The sequence below is a fragment of the Acidovorax sp. JG5 genome (genome assembly GCF_017939685.1).
In the GTDB taxonomy this organism is placed as follows: Bacteria; Pseudomonadota; Gammaproteobacteria; order Burkholderiales; family Burkholderiaceae_C; genus Acidovorax.
Window position 1 is genome coordinate 116918 of the sequence record NZ_JAGKSE010000005.1, and the last position, 26176, is coordinate 143093.

Sequence of the window (26176 nt, forward strand, 5' to 3'; positions counted from 1 at the left end):
AACCGCGTTGCGCGCGGTTCGACGGAACAATGACCTTCTCGCCCTGCCAGCCGTGAGGCCTGTGCAGGACGCGCACACCGTTGCAGAAGGGAACGCGCGCTGGGGAGTCCCGCGGGGCGCGGGAGGTTTGCCACGCCGTCGGCAGGAGCCGGCGTGGCAGCGGGAGACGTGGGCGTCAGTTCGCCCTGGGGCGCCGCCGCGGTGTGCTGGAGGTGCGGCCAGATGCGCGGCGCTTGTTTGCCGGGGCATCTTCGACCGGCTGTGTACCCTTGCAGTCCGGGTAATGGCTGCACGACCAGAACGCGCCGATCTTGCCGCTGCGCTGGTGCATCGGTGCGCCGCACTGCGGGCAGTTCGGCGCGGGCGGCAGCTTGAAGTCGAGGGTCGCGCCGCGGTACTGCTGCACGATCTGGGCGACCCAACTCGATTGCTTGGCGATGAAGGTGTCCAACGTCATCTGGCCGGCCTCGATCATGTCCAGTGCCTGCTCCCACACCGCCGTAGTCCCCGGGTCGGCGATAGCGGCCGGCACGGCGTCGATCAACGTGAAGGCCGCATCCGATGCGCGGATGGCGCGGCCTTTCTTCAAGAGATAGCCGCGGGCCAGCAGCCCGCTGATGATGTTGCCGCGTGTCGCCTCGGTGCCGATGCCGGTGGTGTCCTTCAGCTTCTGCTTCAGGCGCGGGTCGGTCACGAGCTTGGCGACGCCCTTCATGGCCTTGACCAGCTCGCCCTGCGTGTAGGGCTTGGGCGGAAGCGTCTTCAATGCCTTCAGCTCGACCTGGCCGACTTGACAGGCATCGCCAGCCTTCAACGGCGGCAACACTTGGCTGTGCTGCGCATCGTCCCGGTCCGTGTCGTCAACGGCCGGCGCCGCCAGCACCTGGCGCCATCCGGCCATCGCGATCCGCTTGCCGACTGCCACCAGCGACTGCCCGCCGCACGTGAGCTGCGCCACCGTCCGGTCGAACTCGTGATGCGGCAGGAACTGCGCGAGGTAGTGGGCGCGGATAAGCCGGTAGACGGTCAGCTCCTTGTCGCTCATCGCCGAGAGGTTCGCGGGCTCCAGCGTGGGAATGATGCCGTGGTGCGCCGTGACCTTGCCGTCGTTCCACGCTCGCGAACGCTGTTGGCGATCCAGGCGCTCGATCAGCGGCCGCAGGCTGGGGTCGGTCTTGACCAGACTTTCGAGCACGGTCGGCACCTCGGCCAGCATGCTCTCGGGCAGGTAGCCCGAATCCGAGCGCGGATACGTTGTCGCCTTGTACGTCTCGTACAGCGTCTGGGCAATGTCCAGCGTCTCCTGCACGTCGAGGCCCAACTGCTTGGAGCACACCTCCTGCAGCGTGCCCAGGTCGAACGGCAGCGGCGGTACCTCGCGCACGCGCTCGGTGTCCACCGACACGACCTGCGCATCGCGTGCCACGCGAATGCGATCCGCAGCCTGCTGCGCCACCGGCTGCTGAAGGCAGCGACCCGCTGCATCCGTGCTGCCTTCGGGCGGTATCCAGCTCGCGGTGAAGGACTGGCCGGCATGGGATAGCAGCACGCCCACGGCCCAATACGGCACGGAGACGAATCGCGCGATCTCGCGATCGCGATCGACGACCAACTTCAGCGTCGGCGTCTGCACGCGCCCCACCGACAGCACGCCGGTATAGCCGGCCTGGCGCCCCAGCAGTGTGAACAAGCGGCTCAGGTTCATCCCGATCAGCCAGTCGGCGCGCGATCGGGCGAGTGCCGAGAAATACAGCGACAGCGTCTCGGCGGACGGCTTGAGCGCACCCAGCGCTTTGCGGATCGACGCATCGTTGAGCGCCGACAGCCACAGGCGCTGAATCGGCCCGCGGTAGCCGCACAGGTCGATGATCTCGCGGGCGATCATCTCGCCCTCACGGTCGGCGTCGGTCGCAATCACCAGCTCGCGCGCCTTGGCGACGAGCTGCTGCACGACCTTGAATTGCGCTGCGGTCGCCGCCTTGGGCTCGACACGCCAACGCTCAGGAAGAATGGGCAGTTGCTCGATGGTCCAGCGCTTGTATTGCTCGCCGTAGCCTTCGGGTGGAACTGCCTCCACCAGATGACCGATGCACCAGGTCACGACGACACCCGCACCGCTGTAGCAGCCGTTGCCGCGTTGGCCAGCGCCCAGCACACGGGCGATGTCCTTGCCCTGGGACGGCTTCTCGCACAGGAACACGCGCATGAAGCCTCCTTGGAAATGTGCGGTTCATCGGATGAGCGCCAGCTTGGCAGGGCCAGGAGATGCCGGCAGCAAGGAAGCCGATTGATGCAGACGCCGCTTTGTGATCGGCAGGCGATCCGTTGCCGCAGCGGTGCGCATAGACCGCAGGAGCTGGCACAGCAAGAGCGTCGTTTCGGGAGGGCGGCTGGAACGCCGTGGACTAACTTGGAGCTATCCCCTGGGGATAGCTCGCTGGTGCATCGCGGGCGCATGACGGTTGCTACAGCCGCCCTCGGGGGCGGCGACGATTGGCGAGCTACTGTCCGCCGGCTGGCTTGGCGCTCAGCGCCACCGACTCGATGCGGTACGGCAGGATGCCCACGCGCCGGGCCTCGACCTTGAAGGTCACCCGCTCGTTCTCGTCGGCGTCCTCCCATTCGTCGCGCACGGTGCGGCCCTCGACCAGCACCCGCATACCTTTCTGGTACAGCGTCTTCCAGTGCTCGGCGTCGCGGTGCCACAGCTCCACGGGCGCCCAGAAGCCGCCGCGATCTTCGTACTCGCCGTCCTTCTTCGGGATCGGGTTGTCGAAATAGACGTTCAGGCGAAGCAGCCGGCGTGGCTCGTCGTTGCCGTTCGGAAATTCGCGGTAGTCCGGCGCAGAACCGATGTTGCCCTCGCCGACGAAGTGCGTGCTCATGGTGACTCCTTGGTGGTGGGTGGAACGGACGCGGTATGCCCGTGGACGCGCCGCAGGTAAGCCGCTTCGGCCTGCGCGGCCTTGTTCGCGCATTCCTGGGCTTGGCGAGCGATGCTGTGGGTCAGGCTGATCTGCATGTTCAGCACGATGCGCTGCAGTTCGATCGCGTACAGCTCGTCGATCAGCGATGCCGGCGTCGCTGGGTTGGCCAGCAGGGCCTCCCACAACGCCACGCCCATGGAGGAACGGTCGAGGTTGCGCCAGCGCAGGAAGGTCGTCCCTGCGCCAGTGGCCTGCTGGGCCAGTTGCACGTGGAGCAGGCTGAAGGGGTAGGCGCGCGCCTGGGGCAGCACGCGCCGCTGCGCCAGGCCAATCAGGTCGTCGCGCAGCGCTGCGCACTGGCTGGCCCAGGTCTCCAGACTCCCCTTACCCTTAAAGGGCTGTAAAAGGCCTTTTAGGTAGGTCGCATGTTCCAGCCGCCGGAAGTCCGTCTGTTCCAGCGAAACGAAGTGCGCGGAAGGGGTCAATGCCGTCATGTCGTGGCATCCTCGTCTGGTGCCCCATCGGGTGCGCCATCTTTCGGTGCAAGCTTCACCGTATCGGCGGCAGGCGCCGCAGCCGGCGCACCGGGCCGGTTCGCCCGCCGTGCGATGGGTGGCGCGAAGCGCGAGCGGCGCGTGCCTTCCAGCACGTCCTGCGGCAACTCGCCGAACTTCTCCAGCGCCGCTCGCGCCGCGGCGTTCTTCGCAGCGAAGTCGTCGCGCGTCGTGCCCGAGTAGCGGTATTGCTGGGCCAGCGAGAACAGGCTGCGCAGCGCGTGCGCGCCGTCATTGAGCCAGCGCTCCAAGGTGCTGCGGTCGATCAGCGCCGTGTGGTGCGCCAGGATGAGTTTGCGTGCCAGGTCGTCGTAGTCGGCCAGCAAATACACCGCCATGAAGCCGAGCTGGGCATTCACGAACAGCGGCAGCTTCACCGGCTGCACGTTCATGTTCTCGCCCAGAGACAGCGCCGCTGGCACGTCGGCCAAGGCCTGATCCACCTGTTCGCGCAGCGCCTGCAGCGTGCTCTTGGTCTGCTCCAGCTTGTCTTCGATACGCAGCATCCAGAAATCGGAGTACGGATCGTCCTGCTCGGCGCCGCGCTTCATCTTGTTCATCGCGCTGATGAAGCCGTTGAGGCCGATGATGCCGGCGCGTCCTTCTGAAGGTGCGCGGCCATGCCAGATGCGGGAGGCGTGGTGCGTGTGCAGCGTCAGCGACATCGCGCTGCGCAGCGACCCGAGATTCAATTGCATGGGTTCATAGGCCATGGGTGACGACTCGCGGTAAGGGAAAGAGTCGCCAGCATCGGCACCGACCGGAAGACCGTCAGTCAACAAACCGCAATCGGCTTGCGCCCGGTTGCTCCGTGGCGGGAAGGCTGGCTGTCCCAGCTATCCCCTGGGGATAGCCTCGCGGCGGGTAGCGACGGCAAGCGCCGCTTGCTGTCCCAACTGTGCAATGAAACCTTCGAGTTGGCCGTCGGCGACATCGGCATGGCGGCCGACGGCGATGTCGGCCCAGCCCATGCAAGCTGCTTCCTGCAGCGCCTTGAGTTTGGCTGCGTCAGGCTCCTTGGCATTCATGGTGAATCTCCAGTAAGGAAAACCGCCTTCACTCCCGTGCCGGCGGCCACTGCTGCGCGGCGTGCAACACGCGCAGGATGGACACCGCGCGGGTGTCCTCCATGTAGACCACCACGTAGTTCGCACGCACGACCATCTCCCGCGTGCCGGCCACGCGGCCAGGCCGGTAGAGCTTCGGGCGCTCCGGCAGCTTTGCGGCCTTGGCCTCGATATCGTCCTTCAACCGCTGCGCGGCATCGGGGTTGTCGTCCGAGATGTAGTCAACAATCGCCAGCAGGTCGGCGCGGGCAGCTTGCCGCCACTCAAGTACGCGCACGCCGCTTCCTGTCGATCAGGGCCTGCGCCTCGTCCATGACCTGCTGGTGCGGCACCGGCGGCCGTGTGTCGGCCAGCGCCTCCTGGACCTTCGCCCGGAACCAAGCATCGTAGGCCTCCGGGTCGGCCGTGAGGCCAGCCGGCAGCGCGCCTTCCTTGACCACGCGGGTCAGCAGGATGCGCACGGCATCCGAAACCGTGAGGCCGACCCCGGCGAGCTTCTCGGCGGCATCGGCCTTGAGCTTGTCGTCCACTCGGATATGCAGCATCGAAGTCTGTGCGGCCATCTCGGCTCTCCTGTTTGTGCATCAGGCTGTATTTTGTATCTCAATTGAGACTCGCGCAAGAGCCAGGGCCGGGCCGACTGCCCGCCAGAAGGCTCCCTGTCCCGGCTATCCCCTGGGGATAGCTCGGCCGGTCACGGGTCGCGCAGGGCCGCCCGCAGCCGCGCCAGGTGGGCGCGCGCCACTTCGGGGGATACCGGCGGTGCCGATGGCGCCGGTGCCGGCGCGGGTGGACGGGAAGCAGGCGACACCGTGGCGCTGTCGCCCGCCCAGGCCTTGAACTCCCCACGGATCGCCTTCTGGATGATGCCGAACAGGTAGCCAGCCGGGTTGCGCACCGAGCTGTTGCAGCAGCGCGCCTCCCATTCGTCCAGCACCGCCTGCCGCTGGGCTTCGTCCACCTGCCGCAAGGCCACCAGCGCGCCGGACTGCTGCTCGTGCTTCAAACGCTGGAAGCGGTCTGGCAGCCGCAGGTTCTGCAAGGCCCTCGCGCGCGGTACTGGTACTGTACGTACTTCATTTATACGATCATTACGTACTGTACGGTCCTCCTTCGGAATCCGAAGAGAGCTATCCGGCGCGGGTTTCGGCCCTGCTTCGGATTCCGAAGACGGGCGCGCAGCATTCCGAAGAAGGGCTTCCTGGCCTTCTTCGGATTCGTGGTCCGCACCCTCCTGTGGATAACCTGGCGTCGTCCATCCATGCAGCGCCATGCGCTGCGCCAGCACCTGCAGGCGGGTCGGCAGCGTGCGGCCGCTGAGCAGCGGGTCTTCGGCAATCTCCTTGAGCGTGTTCATGCCCACGATCTGCACCGCCTTCGCCGCGTGCGTGAGCGCCTGGCTGACCAGTCCGAGGTAGTCGGCATCAAGTTGCATCGCCTCGAAGGGCGACAGCGGTTCGTCGTGCAGCACGTAGAGGTTGCCTTGGATGCGGCCGGTCTTCGGGTCGCGCCGTCGTCGCACCAGGCTCAGCCAGCGCGTCAGCCGCAGCAGCGTCAGGGCGCGCGCCACGGTTTCGTGCGAGGCTTGCGCCCCGCAGGGCATCGAGGCCAGGTAGGGGCGCAATTGGTCGTAGGTGGGAAAGGCGGTCACGCCGTCGTCGTTGAGCTGCAGGCGGAACACCTGCCAGGCGTTGCGCTCCAGCGGGGTCAGGCGCCGGTCGAGGAACAGTCGGCGCGGCACGCTCTCATGGCGGTTGCCGCTGTAGAGGAACCCGTCGGCGGCCGGCGCGGTGCCCTGTGCCGGTTCCTGCGGCCCAAGGTGCCGCAGCGCCTCGTCGAACACCGCCGACAGCGCAACGGGACCTTCGCGCCGTGGTGTGCCGGACGTGGCCATGGCTACACCAGCCCCTGGTCGATCCAGTTCCGTATCGCCGACCAGATCACCGACATAGGCAGGCTCATGGCCTCGGCCAGGTCCATGGTCAGTGCCAGCATCGCCATGTCGTCGGTCAGGGCGACATGGCGCTCGGCGACGCCGGCCTTCCAGCGTTCCCACAAGGCCACGTCCTGCGCCTCGTCGAGCACCGGATGCCGGCCCTTGCGCTTGGGCAGCCCGAGGATGTCGCGGCGCAGCGCCACTTCCTGATGCGTGAGGCCGTAGAACTTGCTGACCATCTCCGTGCTCGCCCCCAGGCGCAGCATGCGGTCCACCGTAGCGATCTCCCGCTCCACGTCGTGCACCTGGCTAAGCAGCCGCTTCAACACTTCCCGGTTCACCGACACCGAACACCACGACACCGTGGCATTCACCAGCATGCTCACGAGTTCGGGGTGCTTCAGCGCATCCAGTTCCTCCTCGCCGAAGCCCATGGCCTTGCAGCGGCGCAACTGGCCGTTGCGCAGGTCATGCAGGGCCTGGGCGATCACGGCCTGGTTGAGTGGGTGCGGTGCCGACATGCGGGAGCCTCCTGCGCTCAGGAATCCTGGCTCGCTACGCCGGCTTCCAGATCCAGTAGCCGGCGCGCCAGGCGCAGCAGACGGAACAGCTTCACCAGCGCAGCATCGCTCAGACGTGTAGCCGAGCCGCCGTGGCCATGGAGCAGCGCCGCCAGTTCGTCGGCCAGCCGCGCGCGGTCCAATCCGTTCGCGGCGGGTGGCGCCGCACTCAGCGCATGCAGCAGGGTCAGTACCGCCCGCGCGAACGCCGGCAGCACCTTCGCCTGGCCCACGGCCGGCGCCACGCAGACGAAGCCGATGCCGCCGACGCAGGCCTCGATGTGGTCGGCAACCGCCGCTTCCTCGCCGATTTCGCGCGCGAACTGCGCGATGTGCACGCGCAGGCGATCCGGCGCGTCCAGCCCCGGCTCGACGTACCAGACGTCCGAGATGGGATAGAGCCCGCCGACCTGTACGGGGATCGCACGCAGCGCATCGGCCTCGAAGTCGGGCAGCTTGTCGCCAAGCTGGTCGGCGACCATCCGCTGGATGGACTGCAGGCGCTCGGTGGTCGGTGCCGGTGTCACGATGTGCCCTTGCAGGCGCTCGTCGCGTGGTCCGCGCTGGTCCTCTGGCGCTTCGGGCGATGCAGGCGGTGTCGCTGCTGACACCGCATGCGAGACCGGCGTGGTGTCGCGCGGTACGGACGACCCGGGTAGCTGCTGAGGTGCGGAGACCGGTGCGGAAGGAGCAGCAGGCACGACAGACGCCGCCGAAGGCATCGGCGCCGCCGGTTCGCTGGTCAGCGCACGCTGGCGGCTTTCGCTGTCGTTGATTTCCAGCGCCAGCGTGTCGTAGTCGGCCTCCAGCAACTCGGCCATCTGGCCCACCAGTTCGTCCTGCACCCGCTGCGGCGAGAAGTCGTCCGGCTGTGCGTCGAACTGCGTCAGCACGTCCTGAAACAAGGTGGCGAAGTCCACGGCCACGGTGCGGCCCAGCGTACGCCGCTCCCAGGTGCGCTCGCACGCCTTGCGCAGTACCGCGATCCGTTCCACCTGATGCCGGCCCAATCCGCCGTACAGCAGCGTCGGGATCGCCGGCAGCAGATAGCGCACCGCATCGTTCATACGGCTGATGTGCGACTGCGGCACCGGATAGCCGTCGGCAGTCAGCCGCCGCGCAAGTTCGCTTTGCGATAGCTCCTGGCCGCTTTCCTGCTCGTAGAACTCGCGCGCCTTCTCGATGCCCAACGCCCGCTCGATGAAGGTCAGCCCGCCGCGCAACTCGTTCTCGGCCAGGTGCCCGGTCAGCGCCACGATTTCGCCGCGCGCCGGCCATGGGCGGAACAGGCATGCAATGCGGAAGAAGCGTTCCTCCTTGGTCTCGCTCCACAGTTCGCGCAGGATGGCGAGCCGCGTATTGCCACCGTTCCTGATGATGTAGTGCGCCTCGCCCGGCCGGCGCGTGATCGCCGGCGGCGCGTCCAGCCCGCGTTCGCGGATCGACGCCTTGATTTCCTCGTAGGCCGGGTTGCGCGTCACGCGCGGGTCATGTTCATAGGGGCGCAGCTCGTCCAGCGTCACCACCATCGGTGTGTCGGCGATGGGGTCGGTCAACGCCCCGGCCGAAGGACCGCTGCGCTCGAAGCCGGTGGCCAGCAGCTTGGCGGCCATGTCCTGCGGCGTCGGCTCAGCCATCGCTGCTCTCCCGAGATGCCACCGGTGCCTGACGATCGGCGCGGCGAAGCTGCGCGCGTGCGTTGCGGCTGGCGCGGTGATCACTCGCGGTCGAGCTGGTATAGATCGCGGCGCAGCCGGGCTTGGTGAACATCAGGTGCCCGCCGCGCGTGCGTTTCACGTGCCAACCTTCGCCCAGCGCGAACTCGATCAGCGCGCGCAGCCGCGCATGGCCGCGGGCCAGTTCATGCGCGTTCGCCATGACTGGCTCCCCCTGCGCGGCCTCTGCCGGTAACGCATGCAAAGCGCTCCCTCCATGCCGGGAACAGCTCGCCAGCCAGCGCACGCATCGTCTCCAACGCCGCAGGGGCAGTACGGCCCACTGGTTGCCGGTACTCGACGCGATGCACCGGCAGTCCTCGTGTTGCGGCACGTGGGTAGGCTTCGATGGCCGGGATGTCGGTGTTCAGGACCTGTATGCCAGCGTGCGCCTGGAACACTTGTCGCAGGGCCTGCTGGATCAGTCGGGCGTTCGACGAAACCGGATGCACACGGTTGATGAGCAAGCGCAGCGGTGGCGGCTCGATGCCGAGGTGCCGATACGGAGCGATGTCCTCGATCAGTTGCAGCGTGCCGCGCCTCAGCTCACGCGCCGCCAGGATTTCCGGTGTCACCGGCGACAGCGCCAGGCTGGAGGCCAGTACCGCCATCTCCAGCAGCACACTGCGCGCTCCCTGGGTATCGATCAGCAGCAGGTCGTAGTGCGACGCCAGCGAGGGAAGCAGGTGACGCAGGCGCAGGCGCCCGTCGGGTGCATGCAGCAGCAGTGTGTTCAGTTCGCCGCGGTGGTCGTTCGACACCACCAGGTCGAGACCTGCCACAGCGGTCTGCGAAGCCAATTGCTCGATACGCTGCTCGTTGAAGGCCAGCATCTCGTAGATACCGGCAGGCGCATGCGTGCCGAGCGTGAAGTAGCTCGACAAGGTGGGCTGTACGTCCAGGTCCAGCAGCAGCACGCGCAGCCCTGCATCGGCGATGAAGCCGCCCAGGTTCGCCGCGGTGGTCGTCTTGCCGACGCCACCCTTGGTCGAAATGATGGATACCACCTGCATGGCGCGACTCCTCGTGGAAGGGATTCCGACGGAGCGCGGGCTCACGCCCGTTCCCTGAGTCGATCGGTGATCCACTGATCGATCTCCACCGAATCCCAGCCGATGGCGCGTACCCCGAGGCGCAGGGGCTTGGGAAACTTGCCCTCCTTGATCAGGTTGTAAATGTGGGCGCGCTTGAAGCCGGTCTTGGCCTCGACTTCCGCGCGGCGCAGGATGCGGTGTTCGTTCGGCGTCGCGGTGGCGATGGTCTGGGCAGTCACGAGGGGCACTCCTTGGCGCTGTGTAGCGGCGGTGATGGACGTGCCCCGTATTCAATAGCGCGGTTCCCGCGCAGTCACCGCAAGTGCAGGCTCGGCGTCTGCACTTGCAGTCAGCGGTCCTGGGTGGCGAGATGACGCCTGGCTGCCGAAAACTTCGCCCACAGCGTTCGCTCGCTGATCCCGGATTTGTCGCCGTAGTGGGCAACCAGCGCACTGATGACCGATTCCAGCGTCTCGAAGGACGAATAGGGAACGCCATTGGGCGACTTGCCCAGCAGCAGGGTCAGAAGACCGCCAACGATGTTCAGGTAGGTGGACTCACTGCGGGCGCCCGGCACCCCGGAACGCTTCTCGCGCTCCGTGCGCGCCTGATGCTCCTGGCTGAGCGCCTGGAACTGGGCATAGAGCGCATCCCAGGCTTGCACCCTGTCGGCAAGCTGGAGCTTCAACGCCTCGCGATCCATGACCAGTGCCTGCACGGCATCGACACTGACGGCCGGATGCAGGTGACGCTCGAAGGCATCGAACAGGAAGGCCGGTCGCTGGTCGGGATAGAAACGGATCATCCAGGCCTTCAGATCGACGTGGCGGATCGTGAGGCCGGGGTCATCGAGCAAGGCGGGGTCGTTGCTCGTGATGCCATCCTTGCCGTAGGGAAGGTCGAGATGCACCAGGGCGTCGTAGATCCGTTCTGCGTTCAGGCGAAGCTGTGGCCAGCGCGCCAGTGCAGCGTGCTCCGGTAGCCAGTTCATCCCCTTGGCGACATCAAGGATGCGGCGCTCGAAGCGTGACAGCCCCGCCCAATGGATGGCCGCCTCGATCGGACGATAGAAGACCTTGGCTTGGACGTCGAATGAAGGTGGCTTTCGCATGGCTGCTCCCTGGTAACCGGATTCAGGACATCTGTTTCCCTCGTTGATTGGAATCGCTGCCGGGACGCGCCTTCACGGCTCGAGACGGTGGCGGCTTGGCTTGTGGGAAAGGCCGGGATGACGGATGTTCACCAGAGCAGCCGCCTGTCGATATGGCGCTTGTCCACCAGCCCCGAGCCTCTGCGTGGCGGTATGCTTCAAGCGGTTGACTGCTCATGGCAGGATGGCTCGATAACGAGGTTTTGCTACAGACGCCATCGTGGCGAAAGACGAATTCGGTCTTCTTGCGTTCGAGCCTGGGCGTTACCGGCGTGCAAGACAGCGACGGTCTATCAGCAGACGCAGTTCGGGCAGAAACAGGCGTGGCGATGGCGCTTCGACGGAGTGCGGCGAGGTTTCGGGCAAGACGCGGGAGGTCTGCCTCTAGATCGACAAAGCATGACAGTCCGGTTCCGCACTCATGGGAAGGAGCGATTGGGTAGTTCCGACGACAGGACTGAGCGATGACGAGGGGATTGCCTGTCGGGTCTCATTGGACATTGGTGGCCTGATCGTCATGCAGCGATCAGACAGCGCGATGGCGCAGCGCGTGGTCCCCAGAACTGCAAGCGGGGTAGCAGCGGACCGACAGAAGCCAGCCTTTTCATTGCCTACTAATTCCAAACTTGGGCTTGTTGACTAGATCATACTTATGCATTCAAATTTGAATGCTTATTGCTGAATTAAATTCATATTTGCGGCTTAATTCATGTCCTCTTCCGGTCAGAAGCGCTCTGGAGCGCAGGTGGCGATGCCGCAGCCCGTCGCGCGTGCGCTGCGCCGCCTGGGGCAGGACATCTCGGCGGCGCGGCGCATGCGCCGCCTGAGCCAGGAAGACCTGGCGCAGCGCATCGGCACGTCCCTGAGCACCGTCAGGCGCATGGAAGATGGCTATCCCGGCACCGCGCTGCACACCTTCCTGCGCGCGCTGCACGTGCTGGGCCGGCTCGATGACCTGTCACGGGCGATAACCCTGGAGAAGGACGCCCTTGGCATGGAACTGGTGCGGGAATTGTTGCCACAGCGGGTGCGCAGCGTTTCCCGCAGGCAAGGGCAGCCGGCTGGGCGAACGTCGGGAGCCGGCGATGGTGGCGCGAGCGGGAGTGTCGACGTAATGGAAGGCTTTTGACGGCGCCTTCTCCTCAGCTTGCGTCCCCCTCATCCAGCCGCATTGAGCAAGTCCCCTAGAATGGATGTCAACCATGGTGTAAACTGGCAACTGAAGTGTCAACCGAGAAGATGGAGCGGCCTGTGAGCGAACGAATGTCCAATGCGCCGGTGTACTACGCGCTGGCACAGGCGCATTTCAATCCGGTGGCGGCCATGGTCAAGTATGTCGACCAAATACAAGATCGACTGCGTCGTGAAGGGTATCCCTTGTTCGAGCCGCAGCAGGTCACTCACTTGGTCGTGTCCGGGCCAGGCCAAGCACAACAAGCCGAACCAAAGATCCAGCAAACGGTATCCTGGCTCCTGACCAGGAGTGATCGATCTGCGGGCTTCATCCTGTCCCCTTCGACAATCACGTTTCATACGACGCATTACGACACCCACAAGACATTCATTCCGGAATTACTGCGTGGGTTGGATGCCGTGCATGATGCGGTCAGCCTTGACCACGTGGGGCGGCTTGGGTTGCGCTATCTGGATGCGGTGGTGCCATCAGACGGAGAGTCCGTTGAACAGTACCTTGTCGGTGGCGTCCATGGGGTGGGATTCGACGCGGTTCGCCGACACGCAATGAGTGAGTCCGTGTTTTCAACCGATGTTGGTCCACTCGTTCCCGTCGGAACCTTGGTTGCAAGGGTATACAGAGCAACGGCGCAGCTTGGTTTCCCTCCCGATATGCTGCCGAACGGGCTGGCACTGAATCCGCGTTTCGCCATGTCCACGCCACGTGAGCATGGTGTGCTCGATACCGACCATTTCTGCGAAGGTCGCATGCCTATCGATCTCGGCAAGCTCGAAGAACAACTGCGCTCGCTGCATGTCCCAATCAAGTCCGTGTTCAAGGCGACCACCACGGATCACGCGCGCCGGGCATGGGCGTAACGCTGGAGCCCCCCACATGTACACCGAGACATTCCCGACAATCAGGACTTCGCCGTCGATCGTACCCGTTCGAGTCGCGGCCACGGCTGCCTTCGCCCTGATGGGGATCACGCAGTTGGTTGGCGGTACTGGCAGCGTGTTCGATGTGACCCGGGCGGGGGAATGGCGCAGGCTGGTGGAGGCGCGGACTCCCATTCACGTCGAAATCGAGGTGGATGGCGAGGAGGCAGTTCGTCCCGATCTGCGAAGCGCTTCGGAGCATCTGGCCAACATCCGTGAGGTGCTCAATCCAGCAATCGCTGATCTCGCCGGGACCTTTGGTGTTTCCCGGCAAGCGATCTACAAATGGCTGGGGGGGGAGTCGACGCCAGAAGCGGACAACTTCGCTCGGATACAGGCACTCAGCCAAGTGGCCGACGCCTTTCGCGAAGCAGGCGTCAAACGGGCGCCAATGATGCTGAAGATGAAGGCGTTTGACGGCAGGTCTCTCCTGGATCTCATCGCTGCAAACCAGACTGTCATGGAGCATGTCCAAACGCTGATTTCAGAGGCTCAGGCCATGGATGCGGCATACGAAAGGTCGGGACTGGCCAAGAGCAAGGCCGCGCCAACGGATGATTGGCGTTCCGCTGCTTCCATTCCTGGCTATCCCGAGCAGTGATTCGGGGATCGCGCGATGCTGGACCGGGAGACGTCATGGCGGCAGGGAGATTTGCTGACCAGCGATGGATCGCTGCAACTGGGATTGGTCGAGTCACTGGAGGATGGCCGCTTCGCTGTCGTGATCTCCCACGACTGTGACATTCCTCACCCGCACGAACCCTGTATTGAGGTCATCGTGGCGGACTTGATCGGCGATGCCCGTGAGGATCCGCAACTGTCCCATGCCAAGAACCCCCGGCGGCTGCATCTTGCGTATGACAAGGCGGATGGAGGATCGATGGTGCTGGAGTTGCGGCATGCGGAGAAAAGGTCCATCCCGAGAGTCGAGTTTGGCCGGGGCGCGTCTCGGTTTCTTGAAGCGTCGCTTTCGGATGAATCGAAGCGCACCCTGAAGCAATGGCTGGCGGCACGCTATGGCCGGCCCGCGTTCCCCAACGCCTTCGAGAACCGGCTTGCGAAGCGTGTCGGCAAGAGAGACGTCAAGAGCCGGATCGCCCGCATCCTCGCTCCCGAAGCCCGACATCTGGTGGGATTGTTCTTCGATCTGGGTGAGCAGCGAGGCATCGAGGCTTCTGATGGTGAACCCTATGCGCTGTCCATATCGGTGGCCTATGACGCCATCGAGGGTGGGCCAGGCGCGCGTGAGTCCGCCGAAAGCGTAGTGCAACAATTGCGAGCGCTTTTCATCGAAGCGTACGGCCCTCCCGATGCGGCAACGGAAATCGCCCTCGACGCCTGCGAGCCAGTCCCGGATACGCACATGACCCTCGCCGATCTTCGGCGCGTGGATCAATGGCGACTTGAGTACCTCAGCCTGCATGACGATGAACATGGTGGCTTCCTGCCGGACGGCGTTGCCCCTGCGTGAGACGTGAGGTGGCTGGATGAGCCTGGGATAGGCTGGGGGCTGTTGTGCATCTGGCACTGGGCAGTGTCTGACGGCTCTGGGTGAGCCAATGCGGCAGCAACGGCCGCGCCGAGTTGCCGAGGGCTCGCTACAGGTACATAATTTGGCCTGATTCCGTAGCGCCAACGGAATAAACCCGTTATCAATCAACGATTTGAGTGCGGCGTGATGTTCCCATCACCCGCTCCAGCCCTTCCTGGCTGATCGCCTTCTCGCCATCCCCCCCGGTTTCTCTGATTTGCACCGCGTGCCTAGCGCAGGCGTCGCCATGTCTGCGTGCGCCGCAGGCAAGCGCAGATTTCGCATATCCATAGCCGTTTTGTTTGGTTGGCCCCTTGCCGCGTTCCTTCTAAATTGCAGCTGTCGGGTGCCGCTGGCCCCGTGATCTCAATGACATGGAAAGGACGACGATGAACACTTCTTCACTCCGCACAAGCAATTTCGCGCAGTCGGCGCACAGCTGGCTTCGCGTTTCAGCGCTGGGCGGCGCCATGCTGCTGTGCAGCGCGGTGTTTGCCGCCACGCCCATTCCGGCCGGGCCGCTGGTTACCACCGAGTGGTTGGCACAGAACCTCGATAACCAGCAGGTGCGCATCGTGGAGGTGAGCGTGAATCCGGGCCTGTATGAGCGCGGCCATGTTCCGGGTGCGGTCAACTTCTCGTGGCACCAGGATCTGAACGACCGCGTGCGCCGCGACATCGTGAGCAAGGAAGGGTTCGAAGCGCTGCTGTCCAAGGCGGGCGTGGCGCAAGACACCACGGTGGTGCTTTACGGCGACACCAACAACTGGTTTGCTGCCTGGGGCGCGTGGGTGTTTGACATCTATGGCGTCAAGAACGTGAAGCTGCTCGACGGCGGCCGCAAGAAGTGGGAGGCCGAGAACCTGCCGCTGAACAACCGCGTGCCCGATCTGGCAGCCACCAGCTACAAGGTGACCAGGGTGAACACCGACCTGCGCGCCCGCCTGACGGACGCCCTGGCAGCCGCCGAAGGCAAGAGCAACGCCAGGCTGGTGGACATCCGCTCGGCCGACGAGTATTCGGGCAAGATTTTTGCCCCTGCGGGTGTGCCCGAGCTGAGCATTCGCGCTGGCCACATTCCCGGCGCTGCCAATGTGCCCTGGGGCCAGGCGGTCAAGGAAGACGGCACCTTCAAGTCGGCCGACGACCTGAAAAAGCTCTACGCCAGCGTGGGTGTGGACGGCAGCCGGCCCATCATCACCTACTGCCGCATCGGCGAGCGTTCCAGCCACACCTGGTTCGCGCTGTCCAAGATCCTGGGCTACAGCGTGAAGAACTATGACGGTTCGTGGACCGAATACGGCAATGCGGTGGGTGTGCCTATCTCGAACCCGGCAGGCACCATCTGGGCTGCCAAGTAAGCAACACGCAATGGGGAAGAGGGCGCAACAGGGAAAAACACGTTGTGACTTTCGGTAGGGGGTCTCTTTTACAGCCCGCCTTTGTGCGGGCTTTTTTTGCGCAGGCTTATGACATTCAGGATCAACTTCACTTCTTTGGCGGCTGTGGCGCTGCTGGTGGCGCTGGGCGTGGCGGCCCAGGCTTTGCAGGGCCTGCCAGGCGGGCGCACGCTGGTGTTTGCGCTGGTCACGGGTGCGGTGCTGGGGCTGGGGCTGCAGCGCTCGCGGTTCTGCTTTTATTGCCATGCGCGCGACTGGTTTGAAGACCGCAATCCGCGCGGTCTGCTGGCCATCGTGCTGGCGCTGGCGGTGGGCGTGGTGTGCTACACCGTGGTGCTGGGCGGCTGGCTGCCGGTGCCCCAGCCTGGCAAGCTGCCGCCTGACATGCACATCGGCCCGGTGAGCTGGGTGCTGGTGGCGGCGGGCTTGTCGTTTGGCGCGGGCATGGTGGTGTCGGGCTCGTGCATCAGCGCGCACTGGTACCGGCTGGCCGAGGGCTCGGCGGTGTCGCCGTTTGCGCTTGTCGGCTCGGCGCTGGGCTTCATTGTGGGCTTCAAGACCTGGAACGCGCTGTACAGCCTGAGCGTGGCCGATGCGCCGGTGGTGTGGCTGCCGGCCCACCTGGGGTATGGCGGGGCATTGGCGGTGCAACTGGGTGGGTTGGGCTTGCTGGCGGCGTGGCTGTGGCGCGGCTTTGCGCGCGAAACTGCGGGGCCCCCACAGGCGCGTGTGGTGCGGCCCTTGCGGGCCGTGTGGCACAACCTGTGGGCCGGGCGCTGGCACTACTGGGTGGGCGGGCTGGTCGTGGGGCTGATTGGCGCGTTTGCCATCGTGCGCATGCGGCCCCTGGGCGTGACGGCCACGCTGGGCAGTGCGGCGCGCCAGTGGGCGCAGGGGCAGGGGTGGATTCCCGATCGGCTGGACGGGCTTGACGGCTTTGCGGGCTGCGCGACTGCGCCACAGTCCACCTGGTTCACTCCCAATGCAATGCTGCTGGCAGGGCTGGTGGCGGGGGCATTCATTGCCGCCTTGGCAAGCCGCCAGTTTGCGCCGCGCTGGCCTACTGGGCGCGATGCGGCGCGGGGTCTTTTGGGTGGCGTGCTGTTGGGCTGGGGCGCCATGACGGGCCTGGGCTGCACCATTGGCACGTTGCTGTCGGGTGGCATGGCTGGGGCGCTGTCGGGCTGGGTGTTTGGGGCGGCGGTGTTCTTTGCGGTGTGGGCGGGCCTTGGTGTGAAGTCCGCCCTGGTCCGCAAATGACGTGGAATGATTTGAAGTGTTTTTGGCCGCTAGCGCTTATCCAGCAAGCGTTAGCAGCTATCAAAAATATATCAATGGCTCACCGGCCCTGTGCCGGTCACTTCTGAATGTCGCCCAGGCACAGGTACTTGATTTCCACGTAGTCGTCGATGCCGTAGTGCGATCCCTCGCGGCCCAGGCCTGACTGCTTGACGCCGCCAAACGGCACATGCTCGGTGGCCAGAATGCCCACGTTGATGCCGACCATGCCGTATTCGAGCGCCTCGCTCACGCGGAAGATGCGGCCCACGTCGCGGCTGTAGAAATAGCTGGCCAGGCCGAACTCGGTGGCGTTGGCTGCATCGATGGCTTCCTGCTCGGTCTTGAAGGAAAAGACCGGCGCAAAAGGGCCAAAGGTTTCTTCGCGCGCGCACAGCATGTCGGCCGTGGCACCTGCCACCACCGTGGGCTCGAAGAACTGGCCCGAGCCCAGGTTTGGTAGACGCTTGCCGCCTGCAACCACCTGGCCGCCCTTGGCAACGGCGTCATCGACATGGCGCTGCACCTTCACCAGCGCGGCTTCCTCGATCAGCGGGCCCTGGTTCACGCCGTCCTCGAAGCCGTTGCCGACCTTGGCGGTTTTCACTTTGGCGGCAAACTTGGTCACGAACTCGTCGTACACGCCTTCCTGCACGTAAAAGCGGTTGGTGCACACGCAGGTCTGGCCGGCGTTGCGGTATTTGCTGGCAAAGGCGCCTTCCACGGCGCTGTCGATGTCGGCGTCGTCGAACACGATGAAGGGCGCATTGCCGCCCAGTTCCAGCGACATCTTCTTCACGGTGGGTGCCGATTGCGCCATCAGGATGCGGCCCACTTCGGTGCTGCCGGTGAAGCTGATGTGGCGCACCACATCGCTGGCGCACAGTACCTTGCCGATGGCGATCGAATTGGCGGCGTCGGCACTCAGGATGTTGAGCACGCCTGCCGGGATGCCAGCACGCTGGGCCAACTCGGCCACGGCCAGGGCCGTGAGCGGGGTCAGCTCGGCCGGCTTGATGACCACGGGGCAGCCGGCTGCCAGCGCAGGCGCAACTTTGCGCGTGATCATGGCCAGCGGAAAGTTCCAGGGCGTGATGGCGGCGCACACGCCGATGGGTTGCTTCAGGACCAGCAGGCGACGGCTGTTGTCGAACTGGGGCAGGGTTTCGCCGTTGATGCGCTTGGCTTCTTCGGCAAACCATTCCACAAAGCTCGCGCCATAGGCGACTTCGCCCTTGGCTTCAGCAAGCGGCTTGCCTTGTTCGGCGGTCATGATGCGGCCCAGGTCGTCCTGATTTGCCATGAGCAGGTCGTACCACTTGCGCAGGATGATGCTGCGCTCCTTGGCGGTCTTGGTCTTCCAGGCGGGCCAGGCGGCGTTGGCGGCAGCAATCGCCGCCTCGGCGTCCTGCGGGCCCAGGTTGGCCACGTCGGCCAGTTTGAGGCCCGTGGCGGGGTCGTGCACGTCAAAACGGCTGGTGCCTGCCACCCATTGGCCGTTGATCAGGCCATCGGTCTTGAGCAGGGTGGGGTCATTGAGCTGGGCGAGGGGAGAGGTTTTGGTGTCCATGCTTGTCTCGTTTGGGCGGTTGGTGTCTAAGCGTAGCACCCGGCGAGTTTGGGCGCAGCGCAGGTTCATGGTGCGGCGTGTTCAGCCGATCTTCAGGGGGCGTTTTCACAATGATCCCCATGTCAATCCGGCATGCCAACAGGAGATCATCATGAAAACCCGTACCCTTTGCGTCACAGCCGCTGCACTGCTGCTGGGCACATCCGCTTTTGCCGGTTCCCCATCGTGCACCGCGGCCCGCAACGACACCCGGCTGACGCAGGCGCAAATGCTGCAAAAGCTGGTGGACGCGGGCTATTCGATCGAGCGCTTCGCCGTCACCAAAGCCAGCTGCTACAAGATGCACGGTTGGGACAAGGACGGCAACCGCGTCGAGATCGTCCACCATCCGGTGGACGGTCGCATCGTGAAACTGGAAATGACCACTCAGCAGGGTTGACAGCGGGATTCGGCTTGAAGGCGGGGCATCGGGGTGGGGCCCGGTGGCGCGTGAAACCCCTCTAAAATCACTGGTTCGCCTGCCGGTAGCAGCGCAGGCCTGCCGCAGCACCTCTGTTCGTGAAGAAAAAGCCCATGACCCCTACATTCACCGTTGCCGACATCCGCAAGACCTTCCTGGACTTTTTTGCCTCCAAGGGCCACACCGTGGTGGCGTCCAGCCCGCTGGTGCCCGGCAACGACCCGACGCTGATGTTCACCAACTCGGGCATGGTGCAGTTCAAGGATGTGTTTCTGGGCACCGACAAGCGCCCCTACAACCGCGCTGTGTCGGTGCAGGCCTGCCTGCGCGCCGGTGGCAAGCACAACGATCTGGAGAACGTGGGCTACACCGCGCGCCACCACACCTTCTTTGAAATGCTGGGCAACTGGAGCTTTGGCGACTACTTCAAGCGCGAGTCGCTGAAATGGGCGTGGGAGCTGCTGACCGAGGTCTACAAGCTGCCTGCCGACCGCCTGCTGGCCACCGTGTACCAGGAAGATGACGAGGCCTACGACATCTGGACCAAGGAAATCGGCCTGCCGCCCGAGCGCGTGATCCGCATTGGCGACAACAAGGGTGGGCGCTACAAGTCTGACAACTTCTGGATGATGGCCGACACCGGCCCCTGCGGCCCGTGCTCAGAGATTTTTTACGACCACGGCGACCATATCCCCGGCGGCCCCCCGGGCAGCCCCGACGAAGACGGCGACCGCTTCATCGAGATCTGGAACAACGTGTTCATGCAGTTCAACATGGATGAAACCGGCGCCGTGACGCCGCTGCCCGCGCCGTGCGTGGACACCGGCATGGGCCTGGAGCGCCTGGCCGCCATCCTGCAGCATGTGCACAGCAACTACGAGATCGACCTGTTTGACGCGCTCATCAAGGCCGCAGCGCGCGAAACCGGTGAGACGGACCTGAACCACAAATCCTTGCGCGTGATTGCTGACCACATCCGCGCCACCGCGTTTTTGGTGAGCGATGGCGTGATCCCCAGCAACGAAGGCCGCGGCTACGTGCAGCGCCGCATCGTGCGTCGCGCCATCCGCCACGGCTACAAGCTGGGCAAGAAGACGCCGTTCTTCCACAAGCTGGTGGCCGACCTGGTGCGCGTGATGGGCGATGCCTACCCCTCGCTGCGCGCGCAAGAGCAGCGCATCACCGACGTGCTCAAGGCCGAAGAAGAGCGGTTCTTTGAAACGCTGGCCAACGGCATGGAAATCCTGGACGCCACCCTGGACGGCGGCGCCAAGGTGTTGCCCGGCGACGTGGCGTTCAAGCTGCACGACACCTATGGTTTTCCACTCGACCTGACCAACGACGTGTGCCGCGAACGCGACGTGGAGGTGGACGAGGCCGGCTTCAAGACCGCCATGGAAAAGCAGAAGGCCCAGGCCCGCGCCGCCGGCAAGTTCAAGATGGACAAGGCGCTGGAGTACACCGGCGCAGCCAACCAGTTCACCGGCTACGAGCACCTGTCCGAGACTGCAAAAATCGTAGCAATTTATGTAGATGGAACAAGCGCTGCAGCCCTCAAAGCAGGCCAGAACGGCGTGGTGGTGCTCGACACGACCCCGTTCTATGCCGAAAGCGGCGGCCAGGTGGGTGACGAGGGTGTCATCACCAGCGGATCAGCCCGTTTTGCGGTGGGCGACACGCTCAAGATCAAGGCCGATGTGTTTGGTCACCATGGCACGCTCGAAGTGGGCACGCTGAATGTCGGCGACACGGTGCAGGCCCAGGTCAACACCGCCGTGCGCGCTGCCACCATGCGCAACCACTCGGTCACGCACATCATGCACAAGGCCCTGCGCGAAGTGCTGGGCAGCCATGTGCAGCAAAAGGGCAGCCTGGTCAACGCCGACCGCACGCGTTTTGACTTTGCACACAACTCTCCGGTGACGGACGCCGAGATCCGCGAGATCGAGCGCCGCGTGAACGAGGAAATCCTGGCCAACCAGGCCACGCAGGCCCGCGTGATGGACATCGAGTCGGCCCAGAAGACCGGCGCGATGATGCTGTTTGGCGAGAAATATGGCGAGACCGTGCGCGTGCTCGACATTGGCACCAGCCGCGAACTGTGCGGCGGCACCCATGTGCAGCGCACGGGTGACATTGGCCTGTTCAAGGTGGTGGGCGAAGGCGGTGTGGCCGCAGGCATTCGCCGTATCGAGGCCGTGACCGGCGCCAACGCGCTGGCCTATCTGCAGAACCTGGAAGACTCCGTGAACCAGGCCGCCAGCACCCTCAAGGCCCCGGTGGCCGAGCTGAACACCCGCATTGCCCAGGCGCTGGAGAACGCCCGCACGCTGGAAAAGGAAGTCGCCGCCCTCAAGGGCAAGCTGGCTTCCGCCCAGGGCGACGAGTTGTTGACGCAGGCAGTGGAGGTGAAGGGCCTCAAGGTACTTGCCGTCGTGCTGCCCGGTGCCGACGCCAAGACCTTGCGCGACACCATGGACAAGCTCAAGGACAAGCTCAAGACGGCCGCCATCGTGCTGGCAGCTGTCGATGGCGACAAGGTGCAGATCGCAGCGGGCGTGACGGCCGACAGCGTGGGCCGCATCAAGGCCGGTGAGCTGGTGAACTTTGTGGCCAGCCAAGTGGGTGGCAAGGGCGGCGGCAAGCCCGACATGGCCATGGCCGGTGGCACCGATGCCTCCAAGCTGCCCGCAGCGCTGGCCTCGGTAACGGGATGGGTGACCCAGCAGCTGTGATGGCCCGCGGCGGCGCCCGCTGACCCACGCCAACGGAGTGACGTGTAACCATTTGCGTCTAATATCGGGGCATGGATTTACACAGCGCCGCCGATTCCGATTCTTCCGGTGGCCCGGCCACCCTGGCCGGGGTGGAGACGCGCTTGCCCTGGTGGAGGCGCATCACCGTCCGCTTTGAGGTGCTGGTTGCCACGGTGGTGGTGCTGGCCATGCTGCTGCTGACGGCGCTGATGGCCTACCAGTTCAGCACCAGTGCCCGCCAGGCCATCGAGACCGCCTCCGGCGAGAGTGCGCTGCGCACAGCTGATCAGCGAGCGCGTGCACCGCATCGTGGACCCGGCCGACGCCACCCTGCGCCTGCTCGCGTTCGACCCGGTTGCATCAGCCTCCACCCTGGCGCCGCGCCTGCGCCGAATGCCGGTGCTGGCCCGTCTGCTGGAGCAAAACCCGCTGCTGTCGGCCGTGTACGTGGGCTAGCCCGATGGGCAGTTTTTGCTGGTGCGGCCGCTGCGCAATGCCAACTTGCGCACGCGCATGGGAGCGCCCGGCAATGCCGCGTATCTGTTGCAGTCCATCGCCCGCGAGCAGGGCGGCGCACCCCTGGTGGGCCGCTGGAGCTTTTATGACGCGCAACTGCGGCTGCTAGCGACGTCGATCCGGCCAGACTACCGTTTTGACCCCCGCACCCGCCCTTGGTACGACGAGGCGCTGCAAACCGGAACGCAGATCCTCACCACGCCCTATGTGTTTTTCACCACCCATGAGGTGGGCGTCACCCTGAGCCAGCCCAGCGAAGAAGGCCGCGCCGTGCTGGGCCTGGATGTGGCGCTGACCGATCTGGGCCGCGAGATTGGCAGCCTGCGCCTCATGCCACGCACTGAAATCGCGGTGCTGGGCAAAGACCAGCAGGTGCTGGCCTACCCCGACATGTCCCGTGTGCTGCTGCGCGACGGCGAGCAGACCCGCATGAGCCCCCTGAGCGAGCTGGGGGTGCCCAGCCTGATGGCCCTGAGCGCGCAGGGCGTGCAGCCGGGCGAGTCGCGCCGTTTTGAGGCGCAGGGCGAAGAGTGGCTGGGCCAGGTGCAACCGCTGCAGTCCCCGCGCTGGCGCAACCTGAGCCTGCTCATGGCCATCCCCACGGCCGAGCTGCTGGTGGACATGAATCGGGACTTGCGCCGACAGGTGTTGTTTTCGCTCGGGCTGCTGGCCTTGCTGCTGCCCCTGGGGTGGATTGCCGGGCGGCGCGTGGGGCGCACCCTGAAGGGCCTGGCGGCGCAGGCGCACGCGCTGGCCCAGTTTGATTTTCGGCGCTCCGAGCGCGTGCCTTCGCCCGTGCGGGAGGTACGCGAACTCGGGCAGGTGATGGACCGCATGTCCGACACCATCCAGGATTTTTTGCACATCACCCATCACATCAGTGCCGAAACGCGCCTGGACGTGATGCTGTCGAGCGTGCTGTACCAGCTGGTGCAGGCGACCAGTTGTCGCAGCGGCGCGGTCTATCTGGTGGATGCCGAACACACAAACCTGGTGCGCACAGCCCGCCATTGCGAGGACCCGCAGGACCAACCGCGCTATCCGGACCAGCTGGGAATGGCGCATTTCATCAATTACGCGGATCATCAGGCGGAGGACGAAGAAGAGGCACCGGGCGAACCGGACATGCCTGCGCAGCAGGTGCTGCGTGCCCAGCTGCACACGCGGGGCGGCCAGCCACTGGGGCTGTTGGTGCTGCGCTTTGTGCAGGACCAGCGCCGCGATGGTGGCAACTTTCGCGCTTTTGTGGAAAGACTTTCAGGCACCTTATCGGTGGCCATTGAAACGCGCAACCTCATCGAGGGCCAGCGCAAGCTGTTTGATGCCGTCATTCGGGTGCTGGCCGATACGATCGACGCCAAGAGCCCTTATACCGGCGGCCACTGTGAGCGGGTTCCCCAGTTGGCCGAGGCCTTGATGCAGCGCATTTGCGACACTCGGGAAGGGCCCTTTGCCGACGTTTCTATGACCGAGGCCGAGATGTATGAGTTTCGCCTGGGGGCCTGGCTGCATGACGTTGGCAAGGTCACCAGCCCCGAGCACATCATCGACAAGGCCACCAAGCTCGAGACCATCTACAACCGGATTCATGAAGTGCGCATGCGCTTTGAAGTGTTGTGGCGGGATGCCGAATTGGACTATTGGCAGCAGCGGGAGGACGGCGTGGACCCGGCAAGGCTGCAGACCGAACTCGTGCGCAAGCGTGCGCAGCTGCAGGAAGATTTTGCCTTCGTGGATCGCAGCAACGTCGGAGGCGAAGCCATGGCTGATTCCGATGTGCAGCGCCTGCAGGCTATTGGTCAGGCCCGGTGGCAGCGGCATTTTGACGACCGTATCGGCCTATCGCAGGCTGAACGCGAGCGGCTTGCGGGGGTGCCGCCGCGCAAACTGCCGGCCACCGAATGCCTGCTCGCCGACCGGCCGGAGCACATCGTGCCCTGGGGAGGGCACCGCCCGCCGGTGGAGGCAGGCAACCCGGCCAATCAATGGGGCTTCGACATGGTACTGCCACCGCAGGAGATTCACCTGGGCGAGTTGCACAACCTCTCGGTGCGACGCGGCACGCTCACGGCAGAAGACCGTTTCAAGATCAATGACCACATTGTGCAGACCATCATCATGCTCAACAGCCTGCCGTTTCCGCCGCACCTGGCGCGCGTGCCCGCCATTGCGGGTTCGCACCATGAAAAGCTCGATGGAACGGGCTATCCGCGGCGCCTCAAGGGCGATGAGCTGACGCTGGCGGACCGGGTGATGACACTGGCGGATATCTTTGAGGCACTGACCGCCTCCGACAGGCCTTACAAGCTACCCAAGACGCTTTCAGAGTCATTGGCAATCATGGCCGGCATGGTGCGTAACCAGCACATCGATTCGCAGGTGTTCCGCGTTTTTCTGCATGGCGGCGTCTGGCGAGACTATGCCGAGCAATTCTTGCCGTTGGCCCAGCATGATGCGGTCGATCTGGATGCCATTGAGCGCCTGGCAGATCTGAAGCCAGCTCCCGCGCTGGCGCTGCAGGACTGAGCGTCAGAACAGCTCGACGCTGTCGTTGGCCACCTTGGTGGCCAGATGGCCGCTGGCCACCAGATCGTCGTAGTAGCAAACCTGGTTGCGTCCGTTTTCCTTGGCGTGGTAGAGCGCCTGGTCGGCCTGCCCCAGGATTTCCACCGGCGAGCCCCTGGATGTGCTGACAAAGCCCATGCTCACCGTCACCTGGCCCACCTGGGGGAAGGGGTATTCCTGCACGGCGAGGCGAAAGCGGTTGAACACCTTGTGCGCCGTGGACAGGCTGGTGGAGCGCAGCAGGATCACAAACTCCTCACCCCCGAAGCGGAAGATGCGGTCGTGGCTGCGAAAGGAGCTGCGCAGGATGTTGGCGACCAGGATCAGCACCTCGTCGCCGTAGAGGTGGCCGAAGCGGTCATTGACCTGTTTGAAATGGTCGATATCCACCACGGCCAGCCATTGCTCGGCAGTGGGTTCGCAGCAGGATGCATCTTCGTCGTCCGGCACGCCCGCTGCGGTCGGGCTCGCGTGGCGAGGCCGGCTGGCGGTGCGGTTGCGGGAAAACTGCTCGTCAAAGGTCTTGCGGTTGAGCAGCCCCGTGAGTGCGTCGCGCTCGCTGTAATCCAGCAGGCTCTGGTAGTTCTGGTAGACCTGAAAGATGCCCTGGATCACATCGAGCTTGTGCGCTGAAAAGGGCCTCGACTGCGTGATCTCCAGGCAGGTGCTGACCTTGTCGTGCATCCACACGGGCAACCACAGCGTGTAGCAGCCCTTGCGCACGCTGGCCGTGGCCCGGATTTCGCGCTTTTCGATGCACTGGTACAGGGCCGGGTAGTTGTGCAGGGGCTCGCGGTGCGGGTCGCTGGCGGCTTCCGAGTCGGTGGAAACCAGCTCGCCATCCTGCAGCCAGGTGCGCGGGCGCACGAGGGTGGTGCCACCATCGGTGAACACTTCGAGAGCACGCACTTCGGTGGTGCTGTTGAGCTTTTGCAGCGTTGACAGCACCGACACTTCCAGGCGCAGGTGGTCTCGGTGGCCGGTCATTTCGACCAGGTTTTGCAGGATGGGCTTCATGAAGGCGGGGCAGCGCGGGTGGGGTCAG

At 64.8% G+C, this 26176-nt stretch carries 26 protein-coding genes; 10 read left to right on the forward strand and 16 right to left on the reverse strand.

The window, feature by feature from the left end; all coding sequences use genetic code 11:
* Window positions 1-175: 175 nt before the first annotated feature.
* The 14 genes from J8G26_RS08205 to J8G26_RS08270 form a co-directional block, all read right to left on the reverse strand.
* The gene (locus tag J8G26_RS08205) at window positions 176-2206 is read right to left on the reverse strand and encodes a DNA topoisomerase III (protein WP_210568565.1); all 2031 of its coding nucleotides are present in this window, start codon (window positions 2204-2206) and stop codon (window positions 176-178) included.
* 295 nt (window positions 2207-2501) lie between these two features.
* Window positions 2502-2885 carry a single-stranded DNA-binding protein gene (locus J8G26_RS08210; protein WP_004362284.1) on the reverse strand — a complete coding sequence of 128 codons (384 nt, stop codon included), beginning with the start codon at window positions 2883-2885 and terminating at the stop codon, window positions 2502-2504.
* A complete protein-coding gene (locus tag J8G26_RS08215) occupies window positions 2882-3421 on the reverse strand; it encodes a DUF3158 family protein (RefSeq protein WP_210568566.1) in 540 nt (179 codons plus the stop codon). Before J8G26_RS08215 ends, J8G26_RS08210 begins: the two co-directional genes overlap by 4 nt.
* The gene (locus tag J8G26_RS08220) at window positions 3418-4194 is read right to left on the reverse strand and encodes a PFL_4669 family integrating conjugative element protein (protein ID WP_210568616.1); all 777 of its coding nucleotides are present in this window, start codon (window positions 4192-4194) and stop codon (window positions 3418-3420) included. Before J8G26_RS08220 ends, J8G26_RS08215 begins: the two co-directional genes overlap by 4 nt.
* Before the next feature lie 123 nt (window positions 4195-4317).
* On the reverse strand, window positions 4318-4509 hold the full coding sequence (locus tag J8G26_RS08225) for a hypothetical protein (protein WP_068636810.1): 192 nt from the start codon (window positions 4507-4509) through the stop codon (window positions 4318-4320).
* A 28-nt stretch (window positions 4510-4537) separates the two neighbouring features.
* The gene (locus J8G26_RS08230; RefSeq protein ID WP_020651212.1) at window positions 4538-4825 is read right to left on the reverse strand and encodes a type II toxin-antitoxin system RelE/ParE family toxin; all 288 of its coding nucleotides are present in this window, start codon (window positions 4823-4825) and stop codon (window positions 4538-4540) included.
* On the reverse strand, window positions 4812-5111 hold the full coding sequence (locus J8G26_RS08235; RefSeq protein ID WP_009618210.1) for a type II toxin-antitoxin system RelB/DinJ family antitoxin: 300 nt from the start codon (window positions 5109-5111) through the stop codon (window positions 4812-4814). Before J8G26_RS08235 ends, J8G26_RS08230 begins: the two co-directional genes overlap by 14 nt.
* A 131-nt stretch (window positions 5112-5242) precedes the next feature.
* Entirely contained in the window at window positions 5243-6442 is a 1200-nt protein-coding gene (locus J8G26_RS08240; protein WP_210568567.1) for an STY4528 family pathogenicity island replication protein, read from the reverse strand.
* A 2-nt stretch (window positions 6443-6444) separates the two neighbouring features.
* A complete protein-coding gene (locus J8G26_RS08245; RefSeq protein WP_020651215.1) occupies window positions 6445-7005 on the reverse strand; it encodes a DUF2857 domain-containing protein in 561 nt (186 codons plus the stop codon).
* Between the two features lie 17 nt (window positions 7006-7022).
* Window positions 7023-8681, reverse strand: a complete 1659-nt coding sequence (locus tag J8G26_RS08250; RefSeq protein WP_210568568.1) for a ParB family protein — start codon at window positions 8679-8681, stop codon at window positions 7023-7025.
* A complete protein-coding gene (locus J8G26_RS08255) occupies window positions 8674-8922 on the reverse strand; it encodes a type II toxin-antitoxin system HicA family toxin (RefSeq protein WP_142096545.1) in 249 nt (82 codons plus the stop codon). The genes J8G26_RS08250 and J8G26_RS08255 overlap by 8 nt, the downstream gene beginning before the upstream one ends.
* Entirely contained in the window at window positions 8906-9772 is an 867-nt protein-coding gene (locus J8G26_RS08260) for a ParA family protein (protein ID WP_210568569.1), read from the reverse strand. The genes J8G26_RS08255 and J8G26_RS08260 overlap by 17 nt, the downstream gene beginning before the upstream one ends.
* A 41-nt stretch (window positions 9773-9813) precedes the next feature.
* A complete protein-coding gene (locus J8G26_RS08265) occupies window positions 9814-10032 on the reverse strand; it encodes an AlpA family transcriptional regulator (RefSeq protein ID WP_009461157.1) in 219 nt (72 codons plus the stop codon).
* Between the two features lie 110 nt (window positions 10033-10142).
* Entirely contained in the window at window positions 10143-10904 is a 762-nt protein-coding gene (locus tag J8G26_RS08270) for a hypothetical protein (protein ID WP_210568570.1), read from the reverse strand.
* Between the two features lie 748 nt (window positions 10905-11652).
* Between J8G26_RS08270 and J8G26_RS08275 the strand changes: the two genes are divergently transcribed.
* The 6 genes from J8G26_RS08275 (at window position 11653) to J8G26_RS08300 (ending at window position 17246) form a co-directional block, all read left to right on the forward strand.
* Complete coding sequence (locus J8G26_RS08275) at window positions 11653-12072, forward strand: helix-turn-helix domain-containing protein (RefSeq protein ID WP_210568571.1); 420 nt, start codon at window positions 11653-11655, stop codon at window positions 12070-12072.
* Window positions 12073-12194: 122 nt separating this feature from the next.
* Window positions 12195-12995: a TIGR04255 family protein gene (locus J8G26_RS08280; protein WP_217999606.1), complete on the forward strand. Its 801-nt coding sequence runs from the start codon at window positions 12195-12197 to the stop codon at window positions 12993-12995.
* A 16-nt stretch (window positions 12996-13011) separates the two neighbouring features.
* Window positions 13012-13656 (forward strand): transcriptional regulator, encoded by a 645-nt coding sequence (locus J8G26_RS08285; RefSeq protein ID WP_068636797.1) that lies wholly within the window; start codon window positions 13012-13014, stop codon window positions 13654-13656.
* Between the two features lie 15 nt (window positions 13657-13671).
* A complete protein-coding gene (locus tag J8G26_RS08290; RefSeq protein ID WP_068636796.1) occupies window positions 13672-14526 on the forward strand; it encodes a hypothetical protein in 855 nt (284 codons plus the stop codon).
* A 530-nt stretch (window positions 14527-15056) separates the two neighbouring features.
* Window positions 15057-15947 (forward strand): sulfurtransferase, encoded by an 891-nt coding sequence (locus J8G26_RS08295; protein WP_246881306.1) that lies wholly within the window; start codon window positions 15057-15059, stop codon window positions 15945-15947.
* A 108-nt stretch (window positions 15948-16055) separates the two neighbouring features.
* Complete coding sequence (locus J8G26_RS08300; protein ID WP_210568573.1) at window positions 16056-17246, forward strand: YeeE/YedE family protein; 1191 nt, start codon at window positions 16056-16058, stop codon at window positions 17244-17246.
* Window positions 17247-17343: 97 nt separating this feature from the next.
* On the opposite strand, the gene J8G26_RS08305 is transcribed toward J8G26_RS08300, so the two are convergent.
* Window positions 17344-18834, reverse strand: a complete 1491-nt coding sequence (locus tag J8G26_RS08305) for an NAD-dependent succinate-semialdehyde dehydrogenase (protein WP_246881300.1) — start codon at window positions 18832-18834, stop codon at window positions 17344-17346.
* Window positions 18835-18985: 151 nt separating this feature from the next.
* Here J8G26_RS08305 and J8G26_RS08310 point away from each other — a divergent pair, with 151 nt between their 5' ends.
* From J8G26_RS08310 to J8G26_RS19540, 4 genes are all read left to right on the forward strand, one after another.
* Window positions 18986-19273, forward strand: a complete 288-nt coding sequence (locus J8G26_RS08310; protein ID WP_210568574.1) for a PepSY domain-containing protein — start codon at window positions 18986-18988, stop codon at window positions 19271-19273.
* A 134-nt stretch (window positions 19274-19407) separates the two neighbouring features.
* Window positions 19408-22029, forward strand: a complete 2622-nt coding sequence (gene alaS, locus J8G26_RS08315; protein WP_210568575.1) for an alanine--tRNA ligase — start codon at window positions 19408-19410, stop codon at window positions 22027-22029.
* Window positions 22030-22317: 288 nt separating this feature from the next.
* Entirely contained in the window at window positions 22318-22506 is a 189-nt protein-coding gene (locus J8G26_RS08320; protein WP_210568576.1) for a hypothetical protein, read from the forward strand.
* A 45-nt stretch (window positions 22507-22551) separates the two neighbouring features.
* Window positions 22552-25092 (forward strand): HD domain-containing phosphohydrolase, encoded by a 2541-nt coding sequence (locus J8G26_RS19540; RefSeq protein ID WP_282598163.1) that lies wholly within the window; start codon window positions 22552-22554, stop codon window positions 25090-25092.
* A 3-nt stretch (window positions 25093-25095) separates the two neighbouring features.
* On the opposite strand, the gene J8G26_RS08330 is transcribed toward J8G26_RS19540, so the two are convergent.
* Complete coding sequence (locus J8G26_RS08330) at window positions 25096-26148, reverse strand: GGDEF domain-containing protein (protein WP_210568577.1); 1053 nt, start codon at window positions 26146-26148, stop codon at window positions 25096-25098.
* Window positions 26149-26176: the final 28 nt, after the last annotated feature.